This is a genomic window from Pseudoalteromonas sp. Of11M-6 (genome assembly GCF_022347905.1).
In the GTDB taxonomy this organism is placed as follows: domain Bacteria; phylum Pseudomonadota; class Gammaproteobacteria; order Enterobacterales; family Alteromonadaceae; genus Pseudoalteromonas.
Window position 1 is genome coordinate 1 of record NZ_JAKRFW010000001.1, and the last position, 22,712, is coordinate 22,712.

20 protein-coding genes are annotated in these 22,712 nt (G+C 39.6%); 3 read left to right on the top strand and 17 right to left on the bottom strand.

Annotated features, from left to right (window positions below):
* Window positions 1-368 precede the first annotated feature (368 nt).
* On the bottom strand, window positions 369-1,406 hold the full coding sequence (wecA, locus tag MHN32_RS00005; protein ID WP_039841210.1) for a UDP-N-acetylglucosamine--undecaprenyl-phosphate N-acetylglucosaminephosphotransferase: 1,038 nt from the start codon (window positions 1,404-1,406) through the stop codon (window positions 369-371).
* A 470-nt stretch (window positions 1,407-1,876) separates the two neighbouring features.
* Here wecA and MHN32_RS00010 point away from each other — a divergent pair, with 470 nt between their 5' ends.
* The 3 genes from MHN32_RS00010 to MHN32_RS00020 all read left to right on the top strand — a co-directional run bounded on the left by MHN32_RS00010 (window position 1,877) and on the right by MHN32_RS00020 (window position 4,920).
* Window positions 1,877-2,785, top strand: a complete 909-nt coding sequence (locus MHN32_RS00010) for a Wzz/FepE/Etk N-terminal domain-containing protein (protein ID WP_010605771.1) — start codon at window positions 1,877-1,879, stop codon at window positions 2,783-2,785.
* A gap of 164 nt (window positions 2,786-2,949) precedes the next feature.
* The gene (locus MHN32_RS00015; protein WP_239420474.1) at window positions 2,950-3,663 is read left to right on the top strand and encodes a WecB/TagA/CpsF family glycosyltransferase; all 714 of its coding nucleotides are present in this window, start codon (window positions 2,950-2,952) and stop codon (window positions 3,661-3,663) included.
* A gap of 3 nt (window positions 3,664-3,666) precedes the next feature.
* Window positions 3,667-4,920, top strand: coding sequence for a hypothetical protein (locus MHN32_RS00020; RefSeq protein ID WP_239420475.1), 1,254 nt, complete (start codon window positions 3,667-3,669; stop codon window positions 4,918-4,920).
* A 603-nt stretch (window positions 4,921-5,523) separates the two neighbouring features.
* Here MHN32_RS00020 and MHN32_RS23815 read toward each other — a convergent pair.
* From MHN32_RS23815 to MHN32_RS00100, 16 genes are all read right to left on the bottom strand, one after another.
* On the bottom strand, window positions 5,524-7,521 hold the full coding sequence (locus MHN32_RS23815; protein WP_010605775.1) for a secretin N-terminal domain-containing protein: 1,998 nt from the start codon (window positions 7,519-7,521) through the stop codon (window positions 5,524-5,526).
* A 1-nt stretch (window position 7,522) separates the two neighbouring features.
* A complete protein-coding gene (locus MHN32_RS00030; protein ID WP_235366817.1) occupies window positions 7,523-8,002 on the bottom strand; it encodes a hypothetical protein in 480 nt (159 codons plus the stop codon).
* Window positions 7,999-8,478, bottom strand: a complete 480-nt coding sequence (locus tag MHN32_RS00035) for a hypothetical protein (protein WP_157782793.1) — start codon at window positions 8,476-8,478, stop codon at window positions 7,999-8,001. Before MHN32_RS00035 ends, MHN32_RS00030 begins: the two co-directional genes overlap by 4 nt.
* 59 nt (window positions 8,479-8,537) lie before the next feature.
* Entirely contained in the window at window positions 8,538-9,494 is a 957-nt protein-coding gene (locus MHN32_RS00040; RefSeq protein WP_239420476.1) for a hypothetical protein, read from the bottom strand.
* A 2-nt stretch (window positions 9,495-9,496) separates the two neighbouring features.
* Window positions 9,497-10,336, bottom strand: a complete 840-nt coding sequence (locus tag MHN32_RS00045; RefSeq protein ID WP_239420477.1) for a type II secretion system protein GspK — start codon at window positions 10,334-10,336, stop codon at window positions 9,497-9,499.
* Window positions 10,320-11,021, bottom strand: coding sequence for a type II secretion system protein (locus tag MHN32_RS00050; RefSeq protein WP_010605780.1), 702 nt, complete (start codon window positions 11,019-11,021; stop codon window positions 10,320-10,322). The genes MHN32_RS00045 and MHN32_RS00050 overlap by 17 nt, the downstream gene beginning before the upstream one ends.
* Window positions 11,002-11,406: a prepilin-type N-terminal cleavage/methylation domain-containing protein gene (locus MHN32_RS00055; protein WP_010605781.1), complete on the bottom strand. Its 405-nt coding sequence runs from the start codon at window positions 11,404-11,406 to the stop codon at window positions 11,002-11,004. The genes MHN32_RS00050 and MHN32_RS00055 overlap by 20 nt, the downstream gene beginning before the upstream one ends.
* Window positions 11,393-11,860, bottom strand: a complete 468-nt coding sequence (locus MHN32_RS00060) for a type II secretion system protein (protein WP_239420478.1) — start codon at window positions 11,858-11,860, stop codon at window positions 11,393-11,395. The genes MHN32_RS00055 and MHN32_RS00060 overlap by 14 nt, the downstream gene beginning before the upstream one ends.
* Window positions 11,847-13,037 (bottom strand): type II secretion system F family protein, encoded by a 1,191-nt coding sequence (locus MHN32_RS00065; protein WP_010605783.1) that lies wholly within the window; start codon window positions 13,035-13,037, stop codon window positions 11,847-11,849. Before MHN32_RS00065 ends, MHN32_RS00060 begins: the two co-directional genes overlap by 14 nt.
* On the bottom strand, window positions 13,034-14,698 hold the full coding sequence (locus MHN32_RS00070) for a GspE/PulE family protein (protein ID WP_235366810.1): 1,665 nt from the start codon (window positions 14,696-14,698) through the stop codon (window positions 13,034-13,036). Before MHN32_RS00070 ends, MHN32_RS00065 begins: the two co-directional genes overlap by 4 nt.
* The gene (gene gspG / locus MHN32_RS00075; RefSeq protein ID WP_010605785.1) at window positions 14,679-15,089 is read right to left on the bottom strand and encodes a type II secretion system major pseudopilin GspG; all 411 of its coding nucleotides are present in this window, start codon (window positions 15,087-15,089) and stop codon (window positions 14,679-14,681) included. Before gspG ends, MHN32_RS00070 begins: the two co-directional genes overlap by 20 nt.
* Window positions 15,090-15,154: 65 nt before the next feature.
* The gene (locus tag MHN32_RS00080) at window positions 15,155-15,871 is read right to left on the bottom strand and encodes a thioredoxin domain-containing protein (protein ID WP_239420479.1); all 717 of its coding nucleotides are present in this window, start codon (window positions 15,869-15,871) and stop codon (window positions 15,155-15,157) included.
* A gap of 65 nt (window positions 15,872-15,936) precedes the next feature.
* Window positions 15,937-17,754 (bottom strand): hypothetical protein, encoded by a 1,818-nt coding sequence (locus tag MHN32_RS00085; RefSeq protein WP_239420480.1) that lies wholly within the window; start codon window positions 17,752-17,754, stop codon window positions 15,937-15,939.
* A gap of 422 nt (window positions 17,755-18,176) precedes the next feature.
* Window positions 18,177-20,771, bottom strand: coding sequence for an SLBB domain-containing protein (locus tag MHN32_RS00090; protein ID WP_235366803.1), 2,595 nt, complete (start codon window positions 20,769-20,771; stop codon window positions 18,177-18,179).
* A gap of 163 nt (window positions 20,772-20,934) precedes the next feature.
* A complete protein-coding gene (locus MHN32_RS00095; RefSeq protein ID WP_010605789.1) occupies window positions 20,935-21,726 on the bottom strand; it encodes a DUF481 domain-containing protein in 792 nt (263 codons plus the stop codon).
* A gap of 14 nt (window positions 21,727-21,740) precedes the next feature.
* Window positions 21,741-22,559, bottom strand: a complete 819-nt coding sequence (locus MHN32_RS00100; RefSeq protein WP_010605790.1) for a mechanosensitive ion channel domain-containing protein — start codon at window positions 22,557-22,559, stop codon at window positions 21,741-21,743.
* Window positions 22,560-22,712: the final 153 nt, after the last annotated feature.

Here is a 22,712-nt window from a genome sequence, read left to right on the forward strand (position 1 = left end):
GATTCGGTAAAACGTGATTTTTTCATAGTTAGTCTCCTGCTTTAATGATTGCAGAAAACTCCAATTATGCATGTCTCATTTTATGGGAAGGTGACAATAACTTCTGGCTAGCGTGATATTGCGCTTTTGAACTTAGGTATTTTAATAGCTTAACTAACTTCTTATCCCGAGTTCCGATTATATAGCGAAATTTTAGCAGGATTTTGAAACTTGATAACACTGACCGAGAATGGTTTTTGAAACATGAAGAACTTTAAGTGCATTCACACTATTTACTTGTATTTTTGAACTACTAATCATCTAGATTGAAGAATTAGCGCAACCCTAAGCTTGCTCAGATCTGCGCTAACTGTTCAGCAAAGAGAACCCTATGCGCGGTGCTTTCTGTACCATTTTAGGATTCGCCATACATGCAAAATTGCGTAGTTATAAACTAAGAAAATTCCGATAAAAGCGACAAACATCACAGATTCTGGAATCTCAAATAGCTCTCCCGCAACGCCTATCGACGCAAATAAAGCACCAATCAGGGAGATTACTAATAAGGCTTGTCGTGAGTTAAAGCCGGCGCGTAAAAATATGTGATGCAGGTGGTCCCGATCAGGGCTAAATGGTGATTTCCCTTTTCGTATACGACGAATAATAATAGCCGCCATGTCCATCAAAGGAACAGCAACTATCCAAAGTGCTGTTACGGGCCTAAAAGAACTTGTCGCACCTTGAGTGTTGATGGCAAGTAACCACACCACGGTAAAACCAATGAACATACTGCCAGCATCGCCCATAAAAATTTTCTTATACTGAGTTCCAAAAGCACCCAAGTTGAAAATCAAATAAGGAACTAGAGCGACTACCAACAAAACTGACAGTAAATTTTCTTGCCCACTCAAAAACAACAGAATAGATATCGCGCTCAGCGTAATGATAGCCATAGTCCCCAAAAGTCCATCAATACCGTCAACCATGTTAAAAGCATTGATGATCCCGATCACTGCGACGTAGGTAAATAACACGCCAAACCAGCCGAGATTAATGTCTCCAAATGAGAAAAGATCCCCTAGATTTTGAATATAACTATCTATCGAGAATATCATTAGGGAAGCAACAACAATTTGAAAAAATATTCTAAAGCGCACACTCAAATCGTGCTTGTCATCCATCACTCCTATCAGCACCATGAGGCCTGATGCTAAAAGGTAACAACCTAATTCGATACTAAAAGGAAAAAAGAGGCTAGATGTAATGAAAATACTACTAAAAACGGCAATTCCACCGATTAGGGGTATATGTCCTTCATGCTTCTTTCTCTCGTTCGGCTTATCAACCAAATTAAAACGGATCGCCATGGGCCGCACGACACCAATTGCGGCTAAAGACATTGCGAACGAAAACAATAAGGCTAACATGAGCTCCACTATAGATTCTCCATTAATGAATTCACCTGAATAGTCGAGTTTGAAGTACAAAATCTGTGAATGTAAAAATATAAAACCACTCTATGACCTCTTTGTCGTTTACAACCTCTTCAGTGAGCGCATGCAGGTGTGTTCTTTAAAACTGGAGCATTATAGCCGATTGATACCACCAATGCACTACCCAAACAACCGCTTCAATAGATGTTTTACATAAATTTGAAACGAATAAAAACGTTCTTGTTGTGATCTTTTGTTATTTAACGTTAACCCGTGATTTGCTCTTGTCGTAAACAAAAGCAGCCCCGCTGTCCATACTAATGATAATCACATGTTTTATCAGTAAAAATATCCAAGCTTAGCCATACTTTACATGCCTATTAAGATTACATAGCAACCTGTTTATTGATCTTTCAAATCCTGTATAATGCATCTTTTTTTAAGCATCATGGAATAATTGCCTAATGTCCGAGTCGACACTAATCACGCGGAATGAACCACCTGAATTTTCAGAATTAGCTAAGTTTTTATGGTCAGCAAAACTAATGATATTAGGCATCAGTTTTATATTTGCTATCGCCGGAGTGATGTTAGCGCTCAGCTTACCAAACACATATCGTTCGAGCGTAGTGTTAGCACCAACACAAAGCTTGAAAAATGCATCAGCTGACTTAGGTAGTTCTTTAGGAGGACTTGCTGCATTAGCTGGAATTTCACCAGCCCAAAACGGTGGATTTAAAACTGAAGTCGCACTGGCAAAACTTCAAAGCAAAGAATTTTTATACCGATTATTTGATGAACAGAACTTAATCATTCCACTCATCGCATCCAAATCATGGGATGTTGAAACTAATACGCTCACTCTTGACGAGGCAATAATAGACCCTAAGACGACTCAGTTCCTTGAGTTGGATGAACGAGCACAACTGTGGGAAACCTACAAAGCTTTTTCCAAAATGCTTAGTGTAGAAGAGCAAAGAAATGGGATGTTTACCATTTCGTTTGAACACCTTTCGCCGTACTTTGCCCAGAAGATATTGGACACATTGATAAGCGAAATTAATCAAACAATGCAAACTTACGACATCAAGCAAGCTGAAAAAAGTATTGAGTATTTAAATAGAAAGTTAGAACAAACAACTATTGCAGATATGCAAGTGGTCTTTTATCGTTTGATTGAAGAGCAAACGAAGCAAAAAATGCTCACTGAAATTGAAGACGAATATATCTTTACCACAATTGATCCACCAAGCTTCGAAGAAGAGAAGTATGCACCAAAGCGCGCTTTTATCGTAATCATCTTAACGATTTTAGGTGGTTTATTTGCAACTTTTATCTATCTCGTCCGCTTTTACTCACAAAGAAATAGATAAACACATAGACGTTGGTAATACATCAAAGTGTTGTTACCAACGAATACAAATTACAACTTTGGTAATTTACTCTTTTTGATAGAAATCTTGTTATTTGTGAGCTGAATACAAAAAGGCTATTAAAAAGCCAATAAACTAATCTACGGTAATAAAATTCACTTTTTATGAAAGACCTTCTCAATAAAAAAATTTACTCAGGCGACCAGTTTGATGCAATACGAGCAAATGCCTTAAAGGCAGACAAGCCTGTTGCGATTTCATTCGTTAACCCATTTTCTTACCATGAAGTACAAAAACGGCCTGAGCTGGTCGAAAATATTGATTACTTTTTTTCAGATGGTGCGCTACTTTGTAAGCTAAATAACTTGTTTCTACCTAAAATAACGCGTGCAAGTTTTGACTATAGCTCAATTGCAGCACCGTTTCTTCAGCATATTAGTGACGAACATTTAAATTTAGCTGTTATTGGTGCAACTGCAGACGAAAATGAAAAAGCAGTAAAGGTCCTCAAGCAACAATATCCAAATATTCATATTGTTTATGCTCGAGACGGGTATATTGATGATACAGCCCCCGTGTTGAAAGAGTTGGAAGAACGCAACGTAAATGTAGTATTAGTTGGTATGGGTACTCCATATCAAGAGCAATTCTGCGTAACCGCTAAAAACAAAATTCACTTACCTATGCTGTTCATTACTTGTGGTGGATTTCTAACACAGACTTCAATAAAACCAGATTATTACCACCCTATAATAAAGAAATTAGGACTACGGTGGCTACAACGTATGGTTAAACACAAACATGTTCGGGATCGCGTTATCCGCCAATATCCGAAGTTTATTGTTAGCTACCTATATCACATGCTAAAAAAGAAGTAGTCAATGCAACGAGCTAGCTTTCCTCAATTTGTAACTTTTGCGGCGATATTTCTTCTTTTCTATTGGCCTACGTACTTCATACCGTCAATTGCGCCAACGGTTATGCAAAAGTCTTACTTTATTGTAATGCTTGGAATGTTGACTATCAGCATTTTAGCAACGAGGACAAAGTTCGCTTTACCTAGCTTGGCATATGTCTACTTATTACCTACAGTAGCAATGCTGATTACATTTCCATTTCAGTGGCAACACTTTTCAAGCTTCCACTTTGGCGTATTAATTAAGCCATTTTTTCTGTTTTTTTATACTGCAGCATTCTTTTCTTTGTTACGCACACACTTTCAACTACAAGACTTACCAAAACTTACTAAAGTGCTGCTTGGAATGATGATTCTGCAGCTAGTTTTTATCGCATTGCAGATCATTTTAGGTGATATACCAGCATTAAAAATCATCAACTCAAGGCAAGTTTATGCTGGCTTCGGATTTAGAGCTCCAGGAACCTTTGAATGGGTATACATCACCTGCTATGTCCTCAGTTTTTTTCTTGTCTACTGCATTATGGAGTTTTTCCTAGGAAAAAAGAAAGTAACAGCTGGCATTAGCATTACTTTTATCTTCTTAGCCATTTTTCTTTCCCAATCTAAGACGGGATATCTAGCCACCGCAATAATTGCCATTTACTTCTCAGCTTTATCCGTTGCATTGAATTTAGGAATAGCAAAAAAACTGCTTATTTTAAAAGGCTGTTTTATAGGCCTAGCTATACTTGCCATCCTCCAGCTAGATATCAATTTACAGTATATTGTCCAATTTATTGAGTTGATGAGTTCAGGTGAATTGGATGGCTCAACGTCAACTAGAAAAGCCCAAACAATTACCGCTTTGAGCCAAGGTCTTGAATACTGGTATTCAGGTTCCCCTCTCGCCTATGACGGAGTGATCATAGAGAATACCTATTTAGATTACTTATTTAGATATGGTCTATTTGGTCTTATTGCTATTACATCTGTATTGATTATTTTTTATTTTTATTCATTAAAGGTATGTTTTACTTCAAGAAGGCATATTGCTACTTTAGGTTTTACACACCTTAAACTGTCCGTATCAGCTCACTTGTCTGTTACCGCAGCTATTCTTTATGCTTTTACAGGCACTCCCTTAGATGCCTACCGCTCTGCGCTTTGGTCTGCGTTTGTCGCCGCACTGATGGTTTATCTTGATTATCTGGGTAAGGACCATATCAAAAGCACATAATCTCCTCCATAAAATGAAACATTAACTGCTGACGATGTATATCGTAACACGGCATAAGCTATGGCGTATTTTTACCACAGGAAGTCGACTGTCGATTCTGAATATTGGCGTTTTGATGCTCAGACTGGCTGCACTAAATCAATCCAAACTGAGCATTATCTTTGTCAACAGCACTTCTGTCACTGCCATTGCACAGTGCTTTGCACTTTTAATAGCTAAACATAAAAAAGCTGTAAGCGTCGCCTAAACCTCACCTAGCAACTGAATCTGCTCGACTTAGAAAGCACTACCAATCAATGAGTTTTACCTGCTTCACTAGCCCATAACGCGGTGAAACAATATCAATCAGCTTGATTTAAAACAGGTGCTTTTGTGGAGTGTGCATGGTTGATTTTGGTTTCATTTTTTACACTTGAATTGCAATTTTTTTGCTTGTGTGATTCAAAAAGCAGAAATTTGAGGATAGTAAGATCGTTTAGATCTTCAAGTAATTCAATAAATCAAATTAGTTTCAGGATGAGCCAATTAGTACTAGGCTGTTACAAAACTCTTAACCAACTCAAAAGCGCTGTTCACCTTTAGTGAGCAGCGCTTCAACCCGACCTAATTAATCGTTATAGGTGTACTGTAAAGCTCTGACAGTGCATTTGTGAAGTCATCCACTTCGGTAGACTCTTTTACAATCTTGGTTGTTATCAACATGATTAACTCTGTTTTGGTTACAGAGTCAGACTTACTTTTAAATAGATTACCTAGTAATGGCAATTCTGAAAGTAAGGGGACGCTATTGTCCTGATCATTTTTCGACTCTTGGATAAGACCCCCTAATGCAACCGTCTGCCCATCACTCGATAATATTTCGGTGCTAATTGAACGGTTTGTAATCACCGGTGAATTTGAACCACCTAACTCATTCGATTCTGCGTTACTATTTGACATAGAAACGGATAACGAGATAACTCCTTGTGAGTTAATCGTTGGCGATATGCTTACACTAATCCCTGTAGAACGATACTGTACGGAATTTGATACCGAGTTATTATTACCTATATCTTCTACCGTTTGGGTAATAATTGGTACCTGCAGCCCAGAGTTGATTGTTGCAGATTCGCCATCTCTGACAATAAAATATGGTCTCGATAATACTCGAATATCTTCGCTCTTATCTTTCCATTGAGGTTCAGCTTTCCAGTTGCCTGATATTACCGTACCAGCAATAGCACCTTCAGCACTACTCAGGGTAAAACTACTTCCAGGTTTCTTCATCCCCTTGCTGTTATACGCCCATTCAACTCCAGTGGCTGCTGAGTCTGTCAATGTGACTTCTAAAATAGTGACATCAAGGATTACCTGGCCCGGTAAAGAATCCATCTTTTCAAGTAGAGATTCGACCAAGCGGTACTCGTCTTTTGTCGCATAGAATATCAATGAGTTTTGTTGTTTATTCAAAGAGAAGCTTAGCTTTCCATCAGGGGTTGATCCGCCTTGAGCTGAGCTGCTCTCACCGTTTTTATCTGATTGGAAATTCTGCAATAATGGGGCTAATGCCGTTTTCATATCTTCTGCTTTTGCATATAGCGGCTTAAACACAAAATATTGGCGCTCATCTCCAGCTATTGGCACATCTATTTTTTGTGCCCAGAAGCTCATTCTATCCACAATTTCCGCACTGCTGGCATAAACAACAACAGAGTTGATACGTGGAATGGTAACAAAGGATACATCGCCGCTAGAGCCCATAGCTAATCCATCTTCAGTTAACAGCTCTCTAATTTTCTTAACACCATCGTCAGGTGCAATGTGGGCAAACTCAAATAATCTGATTTCTCTTCCGTATGCTCTTGGGACATCAAGCATATTAATCAGGTTAACCGCTCTAATTATTTCACTCTTCTCGCCCTCTAATATAAGTAACTTTTGAGCTCCATAAACGGTTACCGTCGCTGTCGATAACTTATCTAAAATGCTAGTTAAATTTCTACTGCTGCTATATACAAATGGAACTATTTGAGTGATAGCTCCTCCAACATCAGGAACATCTTCTACAGCTTTACCTATACCAACAGAAATTGTGTTTTTCTTGTCCCTACCCTGCGCTAAAGTAAGGTAGATAATTTTATCTTTGTAGTACGCGCTAATTCCACTTTCTTGCATTGTTTTAATAACAGCCTGGTAAAACTCAGGACGTGGAATTTCTTCAGAGAAATTTAATGTCAGCTTTTTACTAGATGCAGCTAATTCAGCAGATAGTACATAATTGATACCCAAAATTTCTTGAAATGCACGATTAGAAAACTCTTTTATTGGCAGTTCATCCGCGGCAAATGATACACTTGGCCCTTCTAACGCAGGCACATCAATAGAATCTTGATTTACTGCCGATACACCGCCCCAGTCACTAATGTCAGTTTCACTGTAAACGCGTTCGGATTTACTCCCGCTTTCTTCAAGATTTTCACTTTCAATTGCAGCGCGCTCACTGCTAATAATTGAAGGGGTAACTTTTAATTCCTTGTTTAACTTTGGGTTGTTGGCTGCACAGCCGGAAACCAACAACACGCTAAAAAATAAGGCGTTATGATTTATTTTTGAAAATACCACTTTAAACGTCTCCAGCTTGTGGGGATACTTCAACCTCTAATAGAACACTTTTATACATTTCAATGCTGATATTATTACCATCAGATATAATAACTGAACCTGCAATAATATCATTAACTGTATAATGGAAAAATGATTCACCAATTGAGACTGGTTTTATCTCATTAATATTGTCACCCGTGACCCTAAGCAGCGCCTGAGATTTTCCACCGGTTACATATATTGCGATAGGTGAAACCTTTACCTCTGTGACTTTCTTTTCATTACTTTGTACTTTTTCGATTTTTTTGTATTCAATATTAAAAAAATCTGCGAAACGTTTTGGTTCAAACTTCTCAAACGTCACTTTTGCTTTCTGGTTTTGGTCAAGTTCGTTGTTTAAATTAACCTCTTCATACGAGCTTTGAAGGCTTATGATGTACGATATAAACAAATAACAGGCAAAAATTAACGCCGTAAAAAAAATGGCTAAGTTTCTCATAATGTTGAATACACCTGCACAAATTCAATGTTTGCCGTTGCAAATCCTTGATTAGCAATTTCTTGGAAAAAAGATACCTGTCTCACCTTTTTTCCTTTTTCTATGTCTTCTAAACTATCTAGCAGCGCAATGATCTGATTAAGCGGCCCTTCTACGTGCAAATTTCCTGTAAAAGCTGAGTAACCATCATTTATTTTTACCGCTCGTTTTGGAGATTTATTATTAACTTCTATTTCGAGTTCCGCAGTTGCATCATCAATTGCTTTTAACCAAATCAAGCTCACATTATCGTCTTTTTTCAAACGGGGAAGGTTGGCAAATGTTTGCAGTTCAGCTTCAAAGCGCTTTTGTTTCTCGTCTAATAGATCAACGGACGTTATTACCTTCTGTTGTTTGCTTATTAATTGATTAAGGCTATCAATTTCTCTTCTTTTATCAGCTACCCAATCCCACCAAGGAAAGACAAAAAATTCCAACACAAGGATCCCTATGATCGCTACTAAGCCTAACTTTGCTTTTGGTGTTAACTGCGCACTCATTTCCAATCTACCTGTATTGAGAATATTTCTTTACCTGAGTTATGTTTGATTAACGCCCTAGTAAACTTTGCTTCTGATACATGTTCCGCTTCACTATACTTTTGTAGCAAAGCAGTGGCATTCGCAGTCCTTCCTCGGAGCTGTGCGCCTGTTGGAATAATAACAACTTGATCGTACATCACCTCTATATCCCCAGTATCAATTAAAGCTAACTTATTCAATACATTCGGGTTTTCTGCAAAAAACACTGTTAATCCTTCAATTTGCGCCCCTCGACCATCCAAGGTCTTTCGTTTTAATAGTGCCTCATCAACCACTGGTTCATTCGCTAACTTCAGTGCTTGTAGTGTCGATAATTTGTATTCAGTATAGAGAGAAGTAGACAACAGAGCGGCCCCTGCGAGCGCTGACAGCGCAATCCCCAACGTTTTATTACTCATTTTTTGTGTTGCTTTACTGACCTGAGTTTTTGTTCGTAAACTGAATAGGTCAGTATAAGATAGGGTGTCCGCAGTCTTTAATAATTCAGCTTGAGTGCTTCCTTCAGTACTTAAGAGTGCAAATGGCGACTCATCTTCCACCCGATCATGCTCAGGTATAATATATAAACAGTCATCAGGAATTTGCTCTTTGGCCGCTGACGGCAAGACAAAAAAAGTGAGCTTGAATTTTTTGGCGTCACTAAGCAGACGAAATTGCCAAAATACCTCACCTTTCAGCGGTAATTTAGTCGCTTTCTCTGCGTTGATAAGGTTCTTTAATTCCGGAAGCAGCTTAAGCGCATATGTTCTTTCAATTACCCAAAGCTGCTGCCGAGCAACAACACATGCTGTCCCTAACGCAAACGAGGGCTTTTTTCGTTCTGTAGATTCCAACTCTCCAGCCGCATTGATGGTGTACTTCAACCACAGTAACGCGTTGACTGAGCCTAGCTTTTTCAGATTCTCATGCATATTTAAAAAACTAACTTCTCATTACTAATAAAGTAAGGGCGTATCGAGCCAACCCCTCTGTAAAAAACAAATTGCTTGGCATAATTTGAATTGGTTCTAGACAAAATTTTTATCTTAAAACGACCACTAGGGTATACCCTCTCATTTCCACTTTCTGCGCTGCCTGAGGTGTCGCTATTGTTGGAAAAGCCAAGCACGGAGTATAAATTGCTTGGTGCAAATTGTCGAACAAGGTACGGCGAACCATACATCACAAGATTGCCTGCAACTTTTTCAAAAAGCGAATCATCACCTAAGATATAACGTAATTCTTGCTTGCTTTGAATTGTTTTGTTTGCTGGCAGAAATGGTTGCTCATAGTCACCCTTTTCAGCTCCCTCTAACCTCACTAAATCATCCTTATCCTGCCAATCGTCAAGCCTGTCCATAATAGTTTGCAAATTTTCAGGCGTTGTTTCACGTAAAATAAGTTGCCGAAATCGCTTTTCATCAAATGGCATTAATGAAACTACACCGAACAGATCCTGTACTACAATGTCATAATCTTGATATTTAAAGGGTTTACCGTTGATATTGTCGAAAAATGTACTATCAGTAAATTGCTCACCCGAACTACTCGTTGGCCCAAGTACACTCAGTGGTGTTGTAATTAATTCAAATACTAACTCGGACTGGATGGAGTGTACCTCAAGTTCAACATTGCTTCTATTTTTCAAAATCTCAGTATAATTATTGGTTAACTGCCCTTGAGTAGAAAAAAACATCATAATAGCTGCTAGGCAGGCTGAAATCATAAGAACGATTAGCAGTGCCGCACCGTCATTTTTAGCCTTCAAATGCATTTTGAGTATTCCGCTCTAGGTAGTTAAACTCTGGTAGTCGTACTTTAAAAGACTCACTTTCACCGTTGTTTGTATCAAACAATATTTCAATAAAAATCGGAGTTATCCCTCGCTCCCTTCCATCATAATTGCTATACCATGTTGGCTTAGGTTTTGTTGGAGGTGCAAAATATTCAGAAAAGTAGTTATAAAACTCAAACTGGTCTTTCCAACCAAAATAGCGAAAACGTACATTCTCCCCTTCAAAGAGTACAGTAGGGTTTTCGCACCGATCATTACCTTGCCTATAATCCGGCAGTCCTACGCTGCCGAATGGCAACTCGCAATAGCTTATCCCTTGATCCGTAGAGAACAAACTAACGATGGAAAGAGGGGACTTTGTGAGCAATGAAGCTTCGGTAATAAAAGTAATTTCTTTTTGACTGCCCACAAAAAACGGCATATCGCTAGGCTTGTCATAAACACTAACGAAGTAAGGTTTCACTCCTTTCATTTGCTGCCTCAACACTTTTAAAGAAGCTAAAGCTCGAACCTCTGCCTTGTCGACCTTCTTACCCATTTGTTGTAGCGCAAACCGATAAGAAGAAACGGATATAGCAATGACAATACTAAAAATAGTCATCGCAACAAGTACTTCAACTAACGTGAAAGCTGTTTGCTTTGGTTTAAAATTGCCAAAATACATCTTTAAACTTCGCAACCTCATATTCATCTAGAGCATCATAAACCGTGGCCTCATACAGGACGATTTCACCCACTTCGGAGGACTGCCCATTCTCATCTGAAATCACACGCTGCGCTTTCTTCTTTTCTAAAACTTCAACTCCCCAGTTGAAAACCATACCATCAACAACAAGCTCCCCTTTGTTTTTGCTTAAATATTGATATTGGTATTGTATTTCGTCCAAAGCTAGCTCAACCACTTTGGCGCGAACAAGATTCCTATCCAGACGACTTTCAAAAAGGAAATACGATCGCATAACATAGGTTAAGCTCGTAATAGCGATGAATAGTAAAATGGACGCAATCAGAACTTCAATTAGAGTCATACCTTTATTAGATTTCACCATTTGACCCTTTTATTAGTTCCAAGCTGCTATGGCTAAATGCAATATAGGAAAGAGGAGATATTTCAAAGTCCTTTTCATTGAGTTTTACATGTTTGAAGTGCACCTGTTTTACAATTCGAACACTCTGACTACTTGGTACTTCAGAGTCAATATCGTCCTCGAGGCTAGATGGCTTGTCATCTTCACCCGAGCTCACCTCTGATGTTTCAAGCTTAGGCAAGGTAATGGTTAACGAAGTCTCTTGGCTTGAAATCAACAGACGCTGGTTGTTGTAAAAGGCGTATAGTCTCGCATACTCAAGCAAAGCCGTTACTTGCCGTTTCTCTGCCAAGTATCTTATTTTATCTAACTGTCCCCATAAATTTGGCAACACAATGGAGCTTGCAAGCCCTACAAGCGCAAGCACAATCAAAAGCTCCACCAAGGTAAAACCCTTTTTATTAGAAAGAGACATCGTTCATAGACACAATACTTAATAACATAACGATAACGACTGAGCCAACAATGCCACCCATTATCAATATTAAAAGCGGCTCCAATAGCGCTGTAAATTTCATTAACCATTGCTCGAAAGACTGTCGACTTCTCCGTGATATTTCTGAAAACGACATTTCTAAATTGCCGCTCTCCTCACCAACAGTGATCAGAGAAAGCGAAATTTCATCGAAAAGCTTCAGCTTAGCTACCGCTCCAGAAATACTTTCACCACTGGAAACCTCGACTTTTGTTTTCTTCAACTTATCGCTCAATTGAGGGTTGATAACTGTCTCACTTGCTAATTCAAGGCTGGACGAAAGGCTAACGCCACTTTCCAACGTAAGCTGCAAGGCAGTAGAAAATCTAATTCGATCTGAAAACGTAATTAGACTTTTAGCTATCGGGAAACCACTTAAGAAGTTTAGTAGCTTAGTTCTCAGTTGATGTTTTTGCAGGGCTAATGCAACTCCGATTGGAATACCAATGAGTGCAACAAATATAACGCCTTGATATTGAATAACCCAGCTCGACATATTTAACAGCAATTGAGTGTACTCAGGAACTTGATCCACCCCTTCAAACATTGCTGACATACTTGGTACTACAAAAGTAAAAATGCCCCAAATAGCTAAAATACAAACAATCAAAATAAAAATTGGATAGGTAGCAGCCTGCATTACCTTGCTTTTAAGTTCATATTGAAAGCGTAAATTCTGGCTCAATCTTTCAAATACTAAGGGTAGTGTTCCAGTACTTTCACCAATCTTTGTCATTTCAACGAATAGCTTAGGAAAAACATTAGGCTTATCTGCTAGCGAATCACTAAGAGAACCGCCATGCTTCAAATCAGATAATACCTGACGCCAAACTCCCCCTATCGCTGAGCTACTGCTTGCTTGAGCAAGTACGGCTATCGCTTTATCAATTCGTAGGCCATTATGTAACAGTGTCGCAAGCTGACTAGTCGCTTCTTCAAGTTCTTTCAAGCTGACTCGGTTACGTTCAAAAAGCGTACTATTTTCTTTTACTGATAACACAAGTTTAAAGTCTTCTTCCAGTTTAGCTTGCGCCGAAGCTAAACTGGTGGCATGGACTTCACCCTGTTCCACCATACCTGACTCATTAACAACTTTATATTTGAAGGACTTACTCACCCAGCCACCCTTAACACTTCATCAATTGTCGTGATCCCTTGGATTGCTTTGAGAAAGCCGTCTTCCTTTAACGTTCTTAGATGTTTTTGTTTCATCAGTTCATATAAGTTGTCTAAAAGCTTTTCATCTTTTGCCATTCTCTTTACGTCACTATCGCAGGGTAAATACTCCAAAAAGGCTACTCGCCCTTGATAACCTGTTTGCTCGCAATGGGAGCAAGCCGACGGTTTAAATAAAGAAATGGATTTCTCGGCTAACTTATCTAAGCCATATTTTGATACTAAAAACTCAGACTCTTGCGCAGACAGAGGTTCTTTACAATGCTCGCAAAGCTTTCTCGCTAAACGCTGCGCCATAATAGAAACAAGGCCTGCATTTAAAAGATATTCTTGGATCCCTAAATCTAGCAACCGCGTGTAGGCTGACGGAGCGTCGTTGGTATGCACAGTACTAAATACTAAGTGACCAGTCAGAGCTGATTGTAGCGCAATTTTTGCTGTTTCATTGTCCCGTATTTCACCAACCATGATAACGTCTGGATCTTGACGAACAATACTACGTAGACCCGTCGAGAAGTCATAGCCAATCTCTGCATTGACTTGAACTTGATTAACACCGGGAAGCTGATATTCGATTGGATCCTCTAATGTGACAATTTTAACATCAGGACTATTTATCTGACTTAGGAATGAGTATAGAGAAGTTGTTTTACCAGAACCGGTAGGACCGGTCATAAGTATCACTCCTGACGTCTTCTTGATATCAGCATTGATCTTTTCAATCAAATCTTCAGAATATCCTAGATTTGACAAATTGAAGCGTACAGCACTTTTAATCAAAAACCGCATTACTATACTTTCGCCTTCCCCTAGAGGAAGTGTTGAACAGCGGATATCTAAATCTGTCGCCCCCGCCTTCATTGCAATCTTTCCGTCTTGTGGTCTTCGCTTCTCAGCAATATCCATACCCGACAATATCTTTATCCTAGATACAACTGCAAGCTGTAAGCTATTAGGGATCGGTTCTGCTTCTTTTAAAATACCGTCAATTCTGTAACGTGCTCGATATCGACCATCGACAGGTTCAATATGTAAATCCGATGCACCAAGCCTAACGCCTTTATTGATTAGACTGTTTACCAAGTTGACAGTAGGAGCGCCTAATGCAAGCTCTTTAAGCGCATTAAGGTTTTCAGCATTTACTGGTGTCACTTCATGCTTAAAGATAAACGTTTTACAATGCTCTTTGAGCAGTTCAATCTCTTTGCTCGATAGCACATAAAAAACCACTTCGGCATTTAGTAATCTTAAATAGTCGATGACATGCGGACAATGTGGATTGCTAAAGCCAACCTCTATACATTTTTGACTTGCATTTAAAGGTATAAAGTCATTATTCAACAAAAACTCAACATTGATTGATTCTAATGCCGCTAGTGCATCATCTGAGTACTCAGGGATCCCCTGCCACACTTTACAACCTAGCAAAGATGCATAAAGGTTTGGAATTTTTTCTTCATCTAGCCATCCAGAGTTAATCAACAATGTATCTAGCTTATCATCGGTGTCGATTAAAAATCGTTCAGCCTGTTCTAGTCTTCCAGGCTCTAAGATAACATTATTTTCTACCCAAGACTTAACCTTAGAGTTCCACGTCTGCATCTTCACCTTCACCGCCCAACTTGCCATCACGACCTAAGCTTTTTAGCTGAAAATCTTCTCTGCCTTGCTCATTTGCTTTGCGTTCGTATAAATAGGCATTATTCCATGGATCTTTGGGAATAGCTTTAGAGAAGTAAGGGCCGTCCCACTGAGGTAAATCACTTTGAACGAGATCGTCCAAACTATTTGGATAGTAGCCAAGATCGAGTCTATATGCGTCCAATGCGGTGGATAATACTTGCATCTGCGCTCTGGCACTTGCCTCACGAGCTGAATCTACTTTACTAAACATCCTTGGCGCGATCACTGAGGCCAGCAATCCGAGGATAACCATTACAATTAACAATTCAACTAGGGTGAAGCCTTTAATGGCCTTACTTTTATTAGTCACTTTGCATTCTCCAGAAATAACAACAGGGGCAATTAGCCCCCGCACAATCTACCATAGTGATTTTTTTAGTCCAGCTTTGCTGAGCTTAAAGTGTCGATCACACTGCTTAATTTTGTAATTTCGCCAGCACCAACCACAATTCGATAATCTTCAATTTTACCGTCTACTTGTTTACCAATAACAAAGGTTGGTGTTGATTTTAAACCTAACAATGCAGCTTCTTGTAAAGAAGTATCAATTGCTGCATGTACTTCTTTATCAACTACGCATGCGTCCAGCTTTTCTTTATCTAAACCAAACTTTTCTGCCATTTCTGCAGTTGTATCGTTAGATAGGTCATTGCCTAGTTCGAATAAGTAGTTCTTTACTTCTTCATATTGACCTTGCTTATCTGCACATTTGAGTGCCACAGCAGCAAATGGAGCGTTAGGGTGGATCTGTGCTAATGGGAATTCCCGCGCAACGTAGGCCACTTTACCACTATCTACAAATGTTTCTTTAAATTCAGGCCATACATTCTGTTGATACTTTTTACAGAAAGGACAGTGTAAGTCGGTATACTCCATTACCACAATATTTGCGTCTTTATTACCAATCCATTTTGCATCTTCTGCTACAACTAAAGTGTCAGGCTTAACCAATTCGGCCATACCAATACGCACAGCAATTTGTTGCTGATTTGATTTTAGCTTTTCAATTTCTTGCCTCAGCTCAGCGCTATTATCCGCTGGTTGGCAGCCTGCCAGAGCCATAAAAAATGCTGGTAAAATTAACTTCTTCATTACTTCAACCTTAAAAAAAAACCCCCGCATTCGCGAGGGTTTTTAGTAAACTAAATTAGTTTAAATTATTGTGACCACTCGTTTTGGTCAAGAACTGGCATTACACGGTCAACACCGCCAGTGATACGCTGTACAGATACACCGTGTACAGAATCTCTAGGAGCTGTAACAGTGAATGTTAGCGTGTGACGAGCGTTGCTTGATACAGCGTTAGATGCATTGTCACCTAGAGACTTAGCAGCGTAACCACCGTCAGCACCAGTGTAACCTTTTTGCGTTTCCGCTTGAGCGATTACGTCTGGAACGAAGTAAACAACTGAAGACTGAGCAGGAACCATACCTAGGTCAACTGCTAGTACTCTGCGCTTACCTTCAGTACCGTCAGCAGACTCACCAAATACGTCAACAGTAACTTCAGCTGATTTGTCGTGCTCGTTAGTTACACGTACAAAGTTACCTTCTGCGTTAACAGTGTAAGGAACTTTAAGAACCGCACCATTTACACCAACTTTGTGAGTAACAGGCTTCATATCACAGTGATCAAGATACTTGTCATCAGCAAAGTTAAGCTTGTAGTTAGTAGTAACTTCATAGTTGAAGTTCATGATCTTAGTTGAGTCTTTAGTTTCAACTGTGTAGAACGCTTGGTTGTATTGAGCGCCAAAACGTGGGTCCGTAGCAGCAGCAGGGTTAGCTTCTGCACCGTTAACAAACAAGTCTGTAGCTTCAGTATCATACACTTTCTTAGTTGCATCACCTACAGTGATAACACCTTTTGCAGTGCCTGTTTCTACAGCGATTGCATCAGCTGTTGATGTAACTGCATTTGCAGCTACAGTACGCGTGTCGTAGATACCATACTGTACGCTTTCGCCAGGAGCACCACTTGAAACAAAGCTAGTTTCTAGGTGATCATCTGCTGAAAGAGTGATTGCACGGTCAAGTAGAGTTGCGCGGTCATAGAAACCAGCTGGGTAGATTGCCTGTGTCTTGTTTACTGTTGAAGTACCATTTTCGTAAACAAACTCTGTACGAGCTACGATAGCTTGGTTTGCGTAGTCTTCACTTTCAGCGTTAACTTTAACTTCAGTTGACTCACTATCTTGTAGTGCATAGAACTGAGGTGAAATATCAACTAGCTTATGAGCAACAGACGTTGCACCAGTGATTGAACCACCGCCATCAGTAGTTGCGCTAGTTACTTTAAGCGTAACAGATTTAGTTGAAGTTGTTGATGTACATACATCATTTTCAATCTTAATGCTGATAGGCTTTAGAGTAGCTGCAGTTGTAGTATCAGCATTTTCTGATCTAGAAAGTACTAAACGGGTTCCTGCGCGAATTTCGATGTCTTTAGTTAGGAAAGTAAGCGTGTTAGAACCGTCAAAAACGCCATCCGCATCCGCTACCGCTTCGAAACCGTCATCAGCACCAGTAGCATCAGCTTCACCGTCTTTATCTTTAACTAGGTGGATTTTGTTCGCATTACCGTGGAAAATCGCACCATCTAGTTTAAATACTAATCTAGAACTTGAAGGGATGTTTGTTGTTGGTACGTAAACAATTTGAATGTCTCTTTCAGTAGCAGGAGCAGCTGATAGGTTAACATTATCAAAGTCTAGCGCTAAATCACCAGTTAGCTCGTAAGCTACCTTTGACTCTTTTGTTTGCTCAAGGTTAGTAGCAGATGCACCTGTACGTGAGCCTTCAGCAATACAAGTTGCGCCAGTATAACGTGTTTCAAATGCTTTGATGTGGTCTACAGCTGCAGCATCAGTTGTGTCGTAAATTTCGAAACAAGCTTCTGTACCTGCGTAAGCGTTACCTGCTAATACAGCAGCAACTGCAGCAGGAACTAAAGCGACTTTATTAAAACGCTTCATTTTTATCTCCATGTATCCGGTGGACACTTTATGTTTTCAGTTAATATTTACACACTCTGGACACCAGAGTATAGCAAAACGTTAAATAAGTTAAAGGGCCCGACCGATACTGCACAAACATGTAGCATCAAATCTAGGCTCTACCATTATGATAAGAACTAACATTTAATTCAAGCCCCATCATAAATTAAAATTTCTACAAAGTTAATAATTTCTCACAATAAATTGCAATCAACCACAAACTGTTCGTTTTGTGAACTTTAAGCGCTTACAACCTTTAATTAAGCCAGCGTTCACTTGAGCGCACACCACTTTACTCAACCATCAGAGGTTGTCAACACCTGTATGAGTAAAGTCAGTTTTTCCGTAAATAATTGTTAATAGGTTCTTTGACTTAAAGACAATTATTTAGTTGTTACTTTTTACTTGTTAAGTGTTGCAATTGAAGCAGCAGCTAGACCTAATTGATAAATAATCTGTGTTGCAGTACTCCAAAGCGTCAAGCTATCGATATGTTGAGCATCAAGCGGTACAACAATCGTATCACCAGGAGCTAGTTGGTTAGCATGACTACTCACAGCAAACCAAGTCCCTGAGCCTGGGAGCTCTACTGAACCATTAGCTTTGATAATATAGATCCGTTCATCATCCGCTTTTTGTTTTAGACCACCACTTGCTTTAATATAGTCATCAACTGATTTAGACGAATCAAATAAGTGCGTTGCTGCCAAGTTGACCTCACCAATAACACTGACAGAGTCTTGTACCGCAGGAATATATAGCGCATCTCCATCTTCTAGCTGTAATGCTTGTGTAGAGCGTTTGTCTAAATCAATAACAAGACGTCCTAACGCTTCAACTTTAGATAAATCTCTCAAAATCTTGTCCATATCTTCATATGGCATTGAGGTATTCGCAGTCGCGCTCTTCTGGAAAGTATTGGTAATAATATCGCGTCTTAGCTCTTGCGTTAAACGTTGGATTTGTGAAGTTTCTTTACGCTTAATGGACTCACGAGTAAAAATAGCCGCTTCTTTGTGTGCAAATTGGTTAAAGCCACCCACTCTTTCAAGCAGGCTATCAAGCGTCTCACCGCGTTTGATAGTATACGTACCTGGAAATTTAACTTCACCCACAACTTTAACTTGAAGCCTTTCCTGCCAATTAGGTCTAGGGAAGATGTTTACAGTATCTTTGCTGGTTAGCGCCTGTGTTGGATTCGCCAGTTCATTTACACCATTAAATTGGATATGTTCAACCTGTTTACCATCATCGTATACAACACGGGTCAACTCCACTTGCTCAAGATAAGCCGCTTCAAGAAATCCTCCGCCAGCCTGTACCGCTTTTTGAAAATTAGCATTTTTTGATAAAGGATACACGCCAGGAAACTTAACTTGGCCATTTACAGCAAATAATTGCGCTGGCTCTGTTGGTGTTGCCTGTCTTTGCAGCTTGGCTAGAATAGGTGCTAATAGCTTTTGACGACTAAAAACCGCATACTCTTCGTCTTCTACTTCTTTTGGCTCTTGGAACAGCGCATCGATACTTGTGATCAGCTCAACTTCTTCCTCAAGTTCGAACAGCTCATCTTCTTTTAAGCCGATATATTTTAAAAATTCATCGCGCTCAAACTGCTCCCACAGTTTTACGTTTTCACGCAATTTCAGCTGCTCTTTATTATAAGCAAGGTCTTCCAGCAACTGCTCTTCTTCTTCTTTCAGTTGATAGCGGCTAAATACAACAATACTGTCGTTAGAAACCAGCTCAATATCTCCAGATTTACCGTTAAAGATATCTTGCAAAGAGAATTGAATGATCTCAATATCACCTTCAAAGTTTACTTCACGGATAATCAGTGAGTACCCGAAGTCGGCGATAGATAACAAATCTTCCCTTGGCGCACTAAATACATCCTTTAGCGTCTTACCTTGGTGCCATTCATAATGCCCTGGGCTAGTTACTGCACCAACCACAGTTACAGTGTTTTGAAAACGAGTTGATGCGGCATTTACGGATATTTCATCACCGTTCTGCGGCTTATAACTCGTATTTTCAGTAAAGTTGTAGTTCAGGGTAATGCGCCTTCCATCACCGTTGTAACGTGATACGACTACTTTTGACTTGTTTGCGTTCGCTTTGAAACCACCAGACATGGCCATTACACTCTCAAGCGTGTCTGACTCTTTAAGCTCAAAGATGGCTTGGCGGTTAACTTCACCTTTTACTTTAATCTTCTTAGCTGCAGGCGGGATAAATACAACATCGCCAGGCTTTAGGACTACATCATCAGAGCTATCACCAAACAGCAATAAGTCGTATAAATCAAATGTGGTAACTAGCTTACCCGCTCGCTTTACTTGAATTTTTCTAAGCGAACCACTATCACTTACACCGCCAGAAACAAATAGCGCATGGGTCACTGTCGCAAGCGGTGAAACCGTATAACTACCAGGCTTGTATGCTTCACCCACTACCATAATGCGCATAGGGTTTAGCTCACCCATAGAGACAAAAGCTTGAACTCCGATCATTTCTTCTGATATTTTTTTTGTGATCAGTGCTTTTAGCTCTTTAAATGACAAACCAATAACGTGAACCGGGCTCAGGTTTGGAATTGCAAGACGCCCTTCTCTGTCAATTTGAACTTCATGTTCTTCGTTGGTTTTACCATACAAATTGATCTTCACCAGATCGCCAATACCCAACAAATAAGTATCAGGAATTGCAGCCAACTCAGAAGGCATAAATGTTAAAGGCTCACCTGCAAAAAGCTCATAACCAAAAGGCTTTAGCTCTTCCTGCTTCGGCTTAAACTTATCTTCCTCTTCTTCCTCTTCCAGCAATCCATTTTTGTTTCGAGGTTGAATCGAAGTATCTTTTTCTTCTTTCTCTTTATTGCCTAATGTTTTGCTATCTAAAGTACTTAGATCGATGCCATAGCGCTTCGCAAGGGCTTCCTGCTGAGCTTTAGGGAGCTTTTTGAACTGTTCTATTTGCTGTTTGCTTGGTGTCATCGCAACTGATTGGTGCGATATAAGAATAAAAACTGAGAGCAATATTATTCTGAAGAACTTCACTGAAATCTCTTCCATTATAGACTTTTGTTAAACTTTGAGCATTCTACCGAAGTTTGGAAGAATTAAAAGGGCACATGAGTGCCCTTTGGGAAGATACTTGTTAGAAACTGTAAACCAAAGTAAGTGAAGTTTCTGTATCAGTATTTTCTTTGCCATCCGCTACGTCAGAGTTGTGGATAATGTTATATGCCACTTTCATTTGAAGCGAACCATTTATTTTGGTTAACAGCGCCGTTTCAGAGGTTGTCTTAGTATTTGTATCACCGTATTCAATCGCGATAAGCTGTGTAAAACGCGCATTTTCTGAAATTTGCCACTGGTAATCTAGTTTACCAACACCAATGAACTCGCTTTCAGAAGTACCAGCTAACAATTCACCATCATCATCAAGTTCAGTGCTATCGTCTTGGTGCTCGAAGCGCTTTACACCAGGACCGATTTCAGCGTTAAGATACATATCGTCATTTTCGAATAAACGTTGACCGTAACCCACTGAAATAACTGCTTCGCTACGGTAAGCACCAAAATAATCTGAAACATAAGAACCAAACACAAATAGGTGGCTATTATCTTCGTTTAACTTATAGTTGCCTTGAACTGACGCTGAGTATTTTTCATTGGTACGAGATGTAATGTCTACACCAGCATCGTTTTCACGCGTGTCTTCTTTATAGAAGCCATCTAACTTGTACTCGTTGTTCCAGTTAGTTAGATTGTGTTTAGCTTTGATCCCGCCTTTAAGCGTTGTTGTCTCAGTGTTACCACTGGTGATTATCGCACCAACTTCACTGGTTACATCCCAAACTTTCTGTGGTTTCTTAGCTTTACCTTCTGCTGCTGCATTAGCGCTGGCAGCCATAAGAATACAACAGGTTAAAACCTTCAATTTCATTTCTAACTAACCTTTTACTGATCTTTGTGTAGGTGAACATCCATTTGCGGGAATGGAATGGTAATATTAGCTTCGTCTAGCGCAATCTTAATATTTTCCACAAGCGTGAAATACGTTGGCCAGTACTCTTCTGTTTTAACCCAAGGACGAACAACAAAGTTAACACTTGAGTCGGCAAGCTCCAGCACTGCTACCGTATAAGCTGGCTCTTTCAAAATACGTGATTCATTGTCTAGTACAGACTTTAATACCGCTTTTGCTTCTCGTAGATCGGCGTCGTAGCCAACACCAATTACAAGGTCAATACGACGTGTTTTTTCGCGTGAGTAGTTAACGATCGCACCGGACATAATGGCAGAGTTTGGCATTACAATTACTTTGTTATCAGGAGTACGAAGCTCTGTAGAGAAGATTTCTATCTTTTGTACACTACCGGCTTTGCCGCCAGCTTCAATATAGTCTCCTGACTTGAACGGACGCAGCATAATAATAAGTACGCCAGATGCAAAATTAGAAAGTGAGCCTTGCAGGGCAAGACCAACAGCCAAGCCTGCGGCACCTAAAATAGCAATGAATGAGGTGGTTTCGATACCTACCTGAGATAATGCCATAAGCAGCGTCGCGGCAAAAACAATCGCATAAGCAATATTGGCAACGAATGAGCCTACCGCTTTATCTACTTTGCGTTTACCAAATGCTTTTTCAGTGAGATCAGCACTGAGCTTAGCTAGTTTTAAGCCAACGAAGAAAATTATTAGTGCTATAACGCCTTGAAGCACATAGTGTAAGATTAAATCTGAGTTCTCATTAACCCATTTCCAAACAGCTTCCATACTCATCCCCCTTTTTATATTAAGCAGTTATTTATCATTAGATCGGCTGGATCATACATAGGATATATGAATATTTGCTGTATGCGGAAATAATCTCCGAAAAAAAACTTTTATTAAGTTTTTTCGATATTTCCCTTTGCATTTGGGAAAAAC

Coding starts and splice junctions, on each gene's coding strand:
- wecA (WP_039841210.1), bottom strand. CDS start 1,406: ATGTTAGCCTTATTGTTTTCGTTCGCAATGTCTTTAGCCGCAATTGGT.
- MHN32_RS00010 (WP_010605771.1), top strand. CDS start 1,877: ATGTCCGAGTCGACACTAATCACGCGGAATGAACCACCTGAATTTTCA.
- MHN32_RS00015 (WP_239420474.1), top strand. CDS start 2,950: ATGAAAGACCTTCTCAATAAAAAAATTTACTCAGGCGACCAGTTTGAT.
- MHN32_RS00020 (WP_239420475.1), top strand. CDS start 3,667: ATGCAACGAGCTAGCTTTCCTCAATTTGTAACTTTTGCGGCGATATTT.
- MHN32_RS00030 (WP_235366817.1), bottom strand. CDS start 8,002: ATGAGAAACTTAGCCATTTTTTTTACGGCGTTAATTTTTGCCTGTTAT.
- MHN32_RS00040 (WP_239420476.1), bottom strand. CDS start 9,494: ATGCATGAGAATCTGAAAAAGCTAGGCTCAGTCAACGCGTTACTGTGG.
- MHN32_RS00045 (WP_239420477.1), bottom strand. CDS start 10,336: ATGCATTTGAAGGCTAAAAATGACGGTGCGGCACTGCTAATCGTTCTT.
- MHN32_RS00050 (WP_010605780.1), bottom strand. CDS start 11,021: ATGTATTTTGGCAATTTTAAACCAAAGCAAACAGCTTTCACGTTAGTT.
- MHN32_RS00055 (WP_010605781.1), bottom strand. CDS start 11,406: ATGGTGAAATCTAATAAAGGTATGACTCTAATTGAAGTTCTGATTGCG.
- MHN32_RS00060 (WP_239420478.1), bottom strand. CDS start 11,860: ATGTCTCTTTCTAATAAAAAGGGTTTTACCTTGGTGGAGCTTTTGATT.
- MHN32_RS00070 (WP_235366810.1), bottom strand. CDS start 14,698: ATGCAGACGTGGAACTCTAAGGTTAAGTCTTGGGTAGAAAATAATGTT.
- MHN32_RS00080 (WP_239420479.1), bottom strand. CDS start 15,871: ATGAAGAAGTTAATTTTACCAGCATTTTTTATGGCTCTGGCAGGCTGC.
- MHN32_RS00085 (WP_239420480.1), bottom strand. CDS start 17,754: ATGAAGCGTTTTAATAAAGTCGCTTTAGTTCCTGCTGCAGTTGCTGCT.
- MHN32_RS00090 (WP_235366803.1), bottom strand. CDS start 20,771: ATGACACCAAGCAAACAGCAAATAGAACAGTTCAAAAAGCTCCCTAAA.
- MHN32_RS00095 (WP_010605789.1), bottom strand. CDS start 21,726: ATGAAATTGAAGGTTTTAACCTGTTGTATTCTTATGGCTGCCAGCGCT.
- MHN32_RS00100 (WP_010605790.1), bottom strand. CDS start 22,559: ATGGAAGCTGTTTGGAAATGGGTTAATGAGAACTCAGATTTAATCTTA.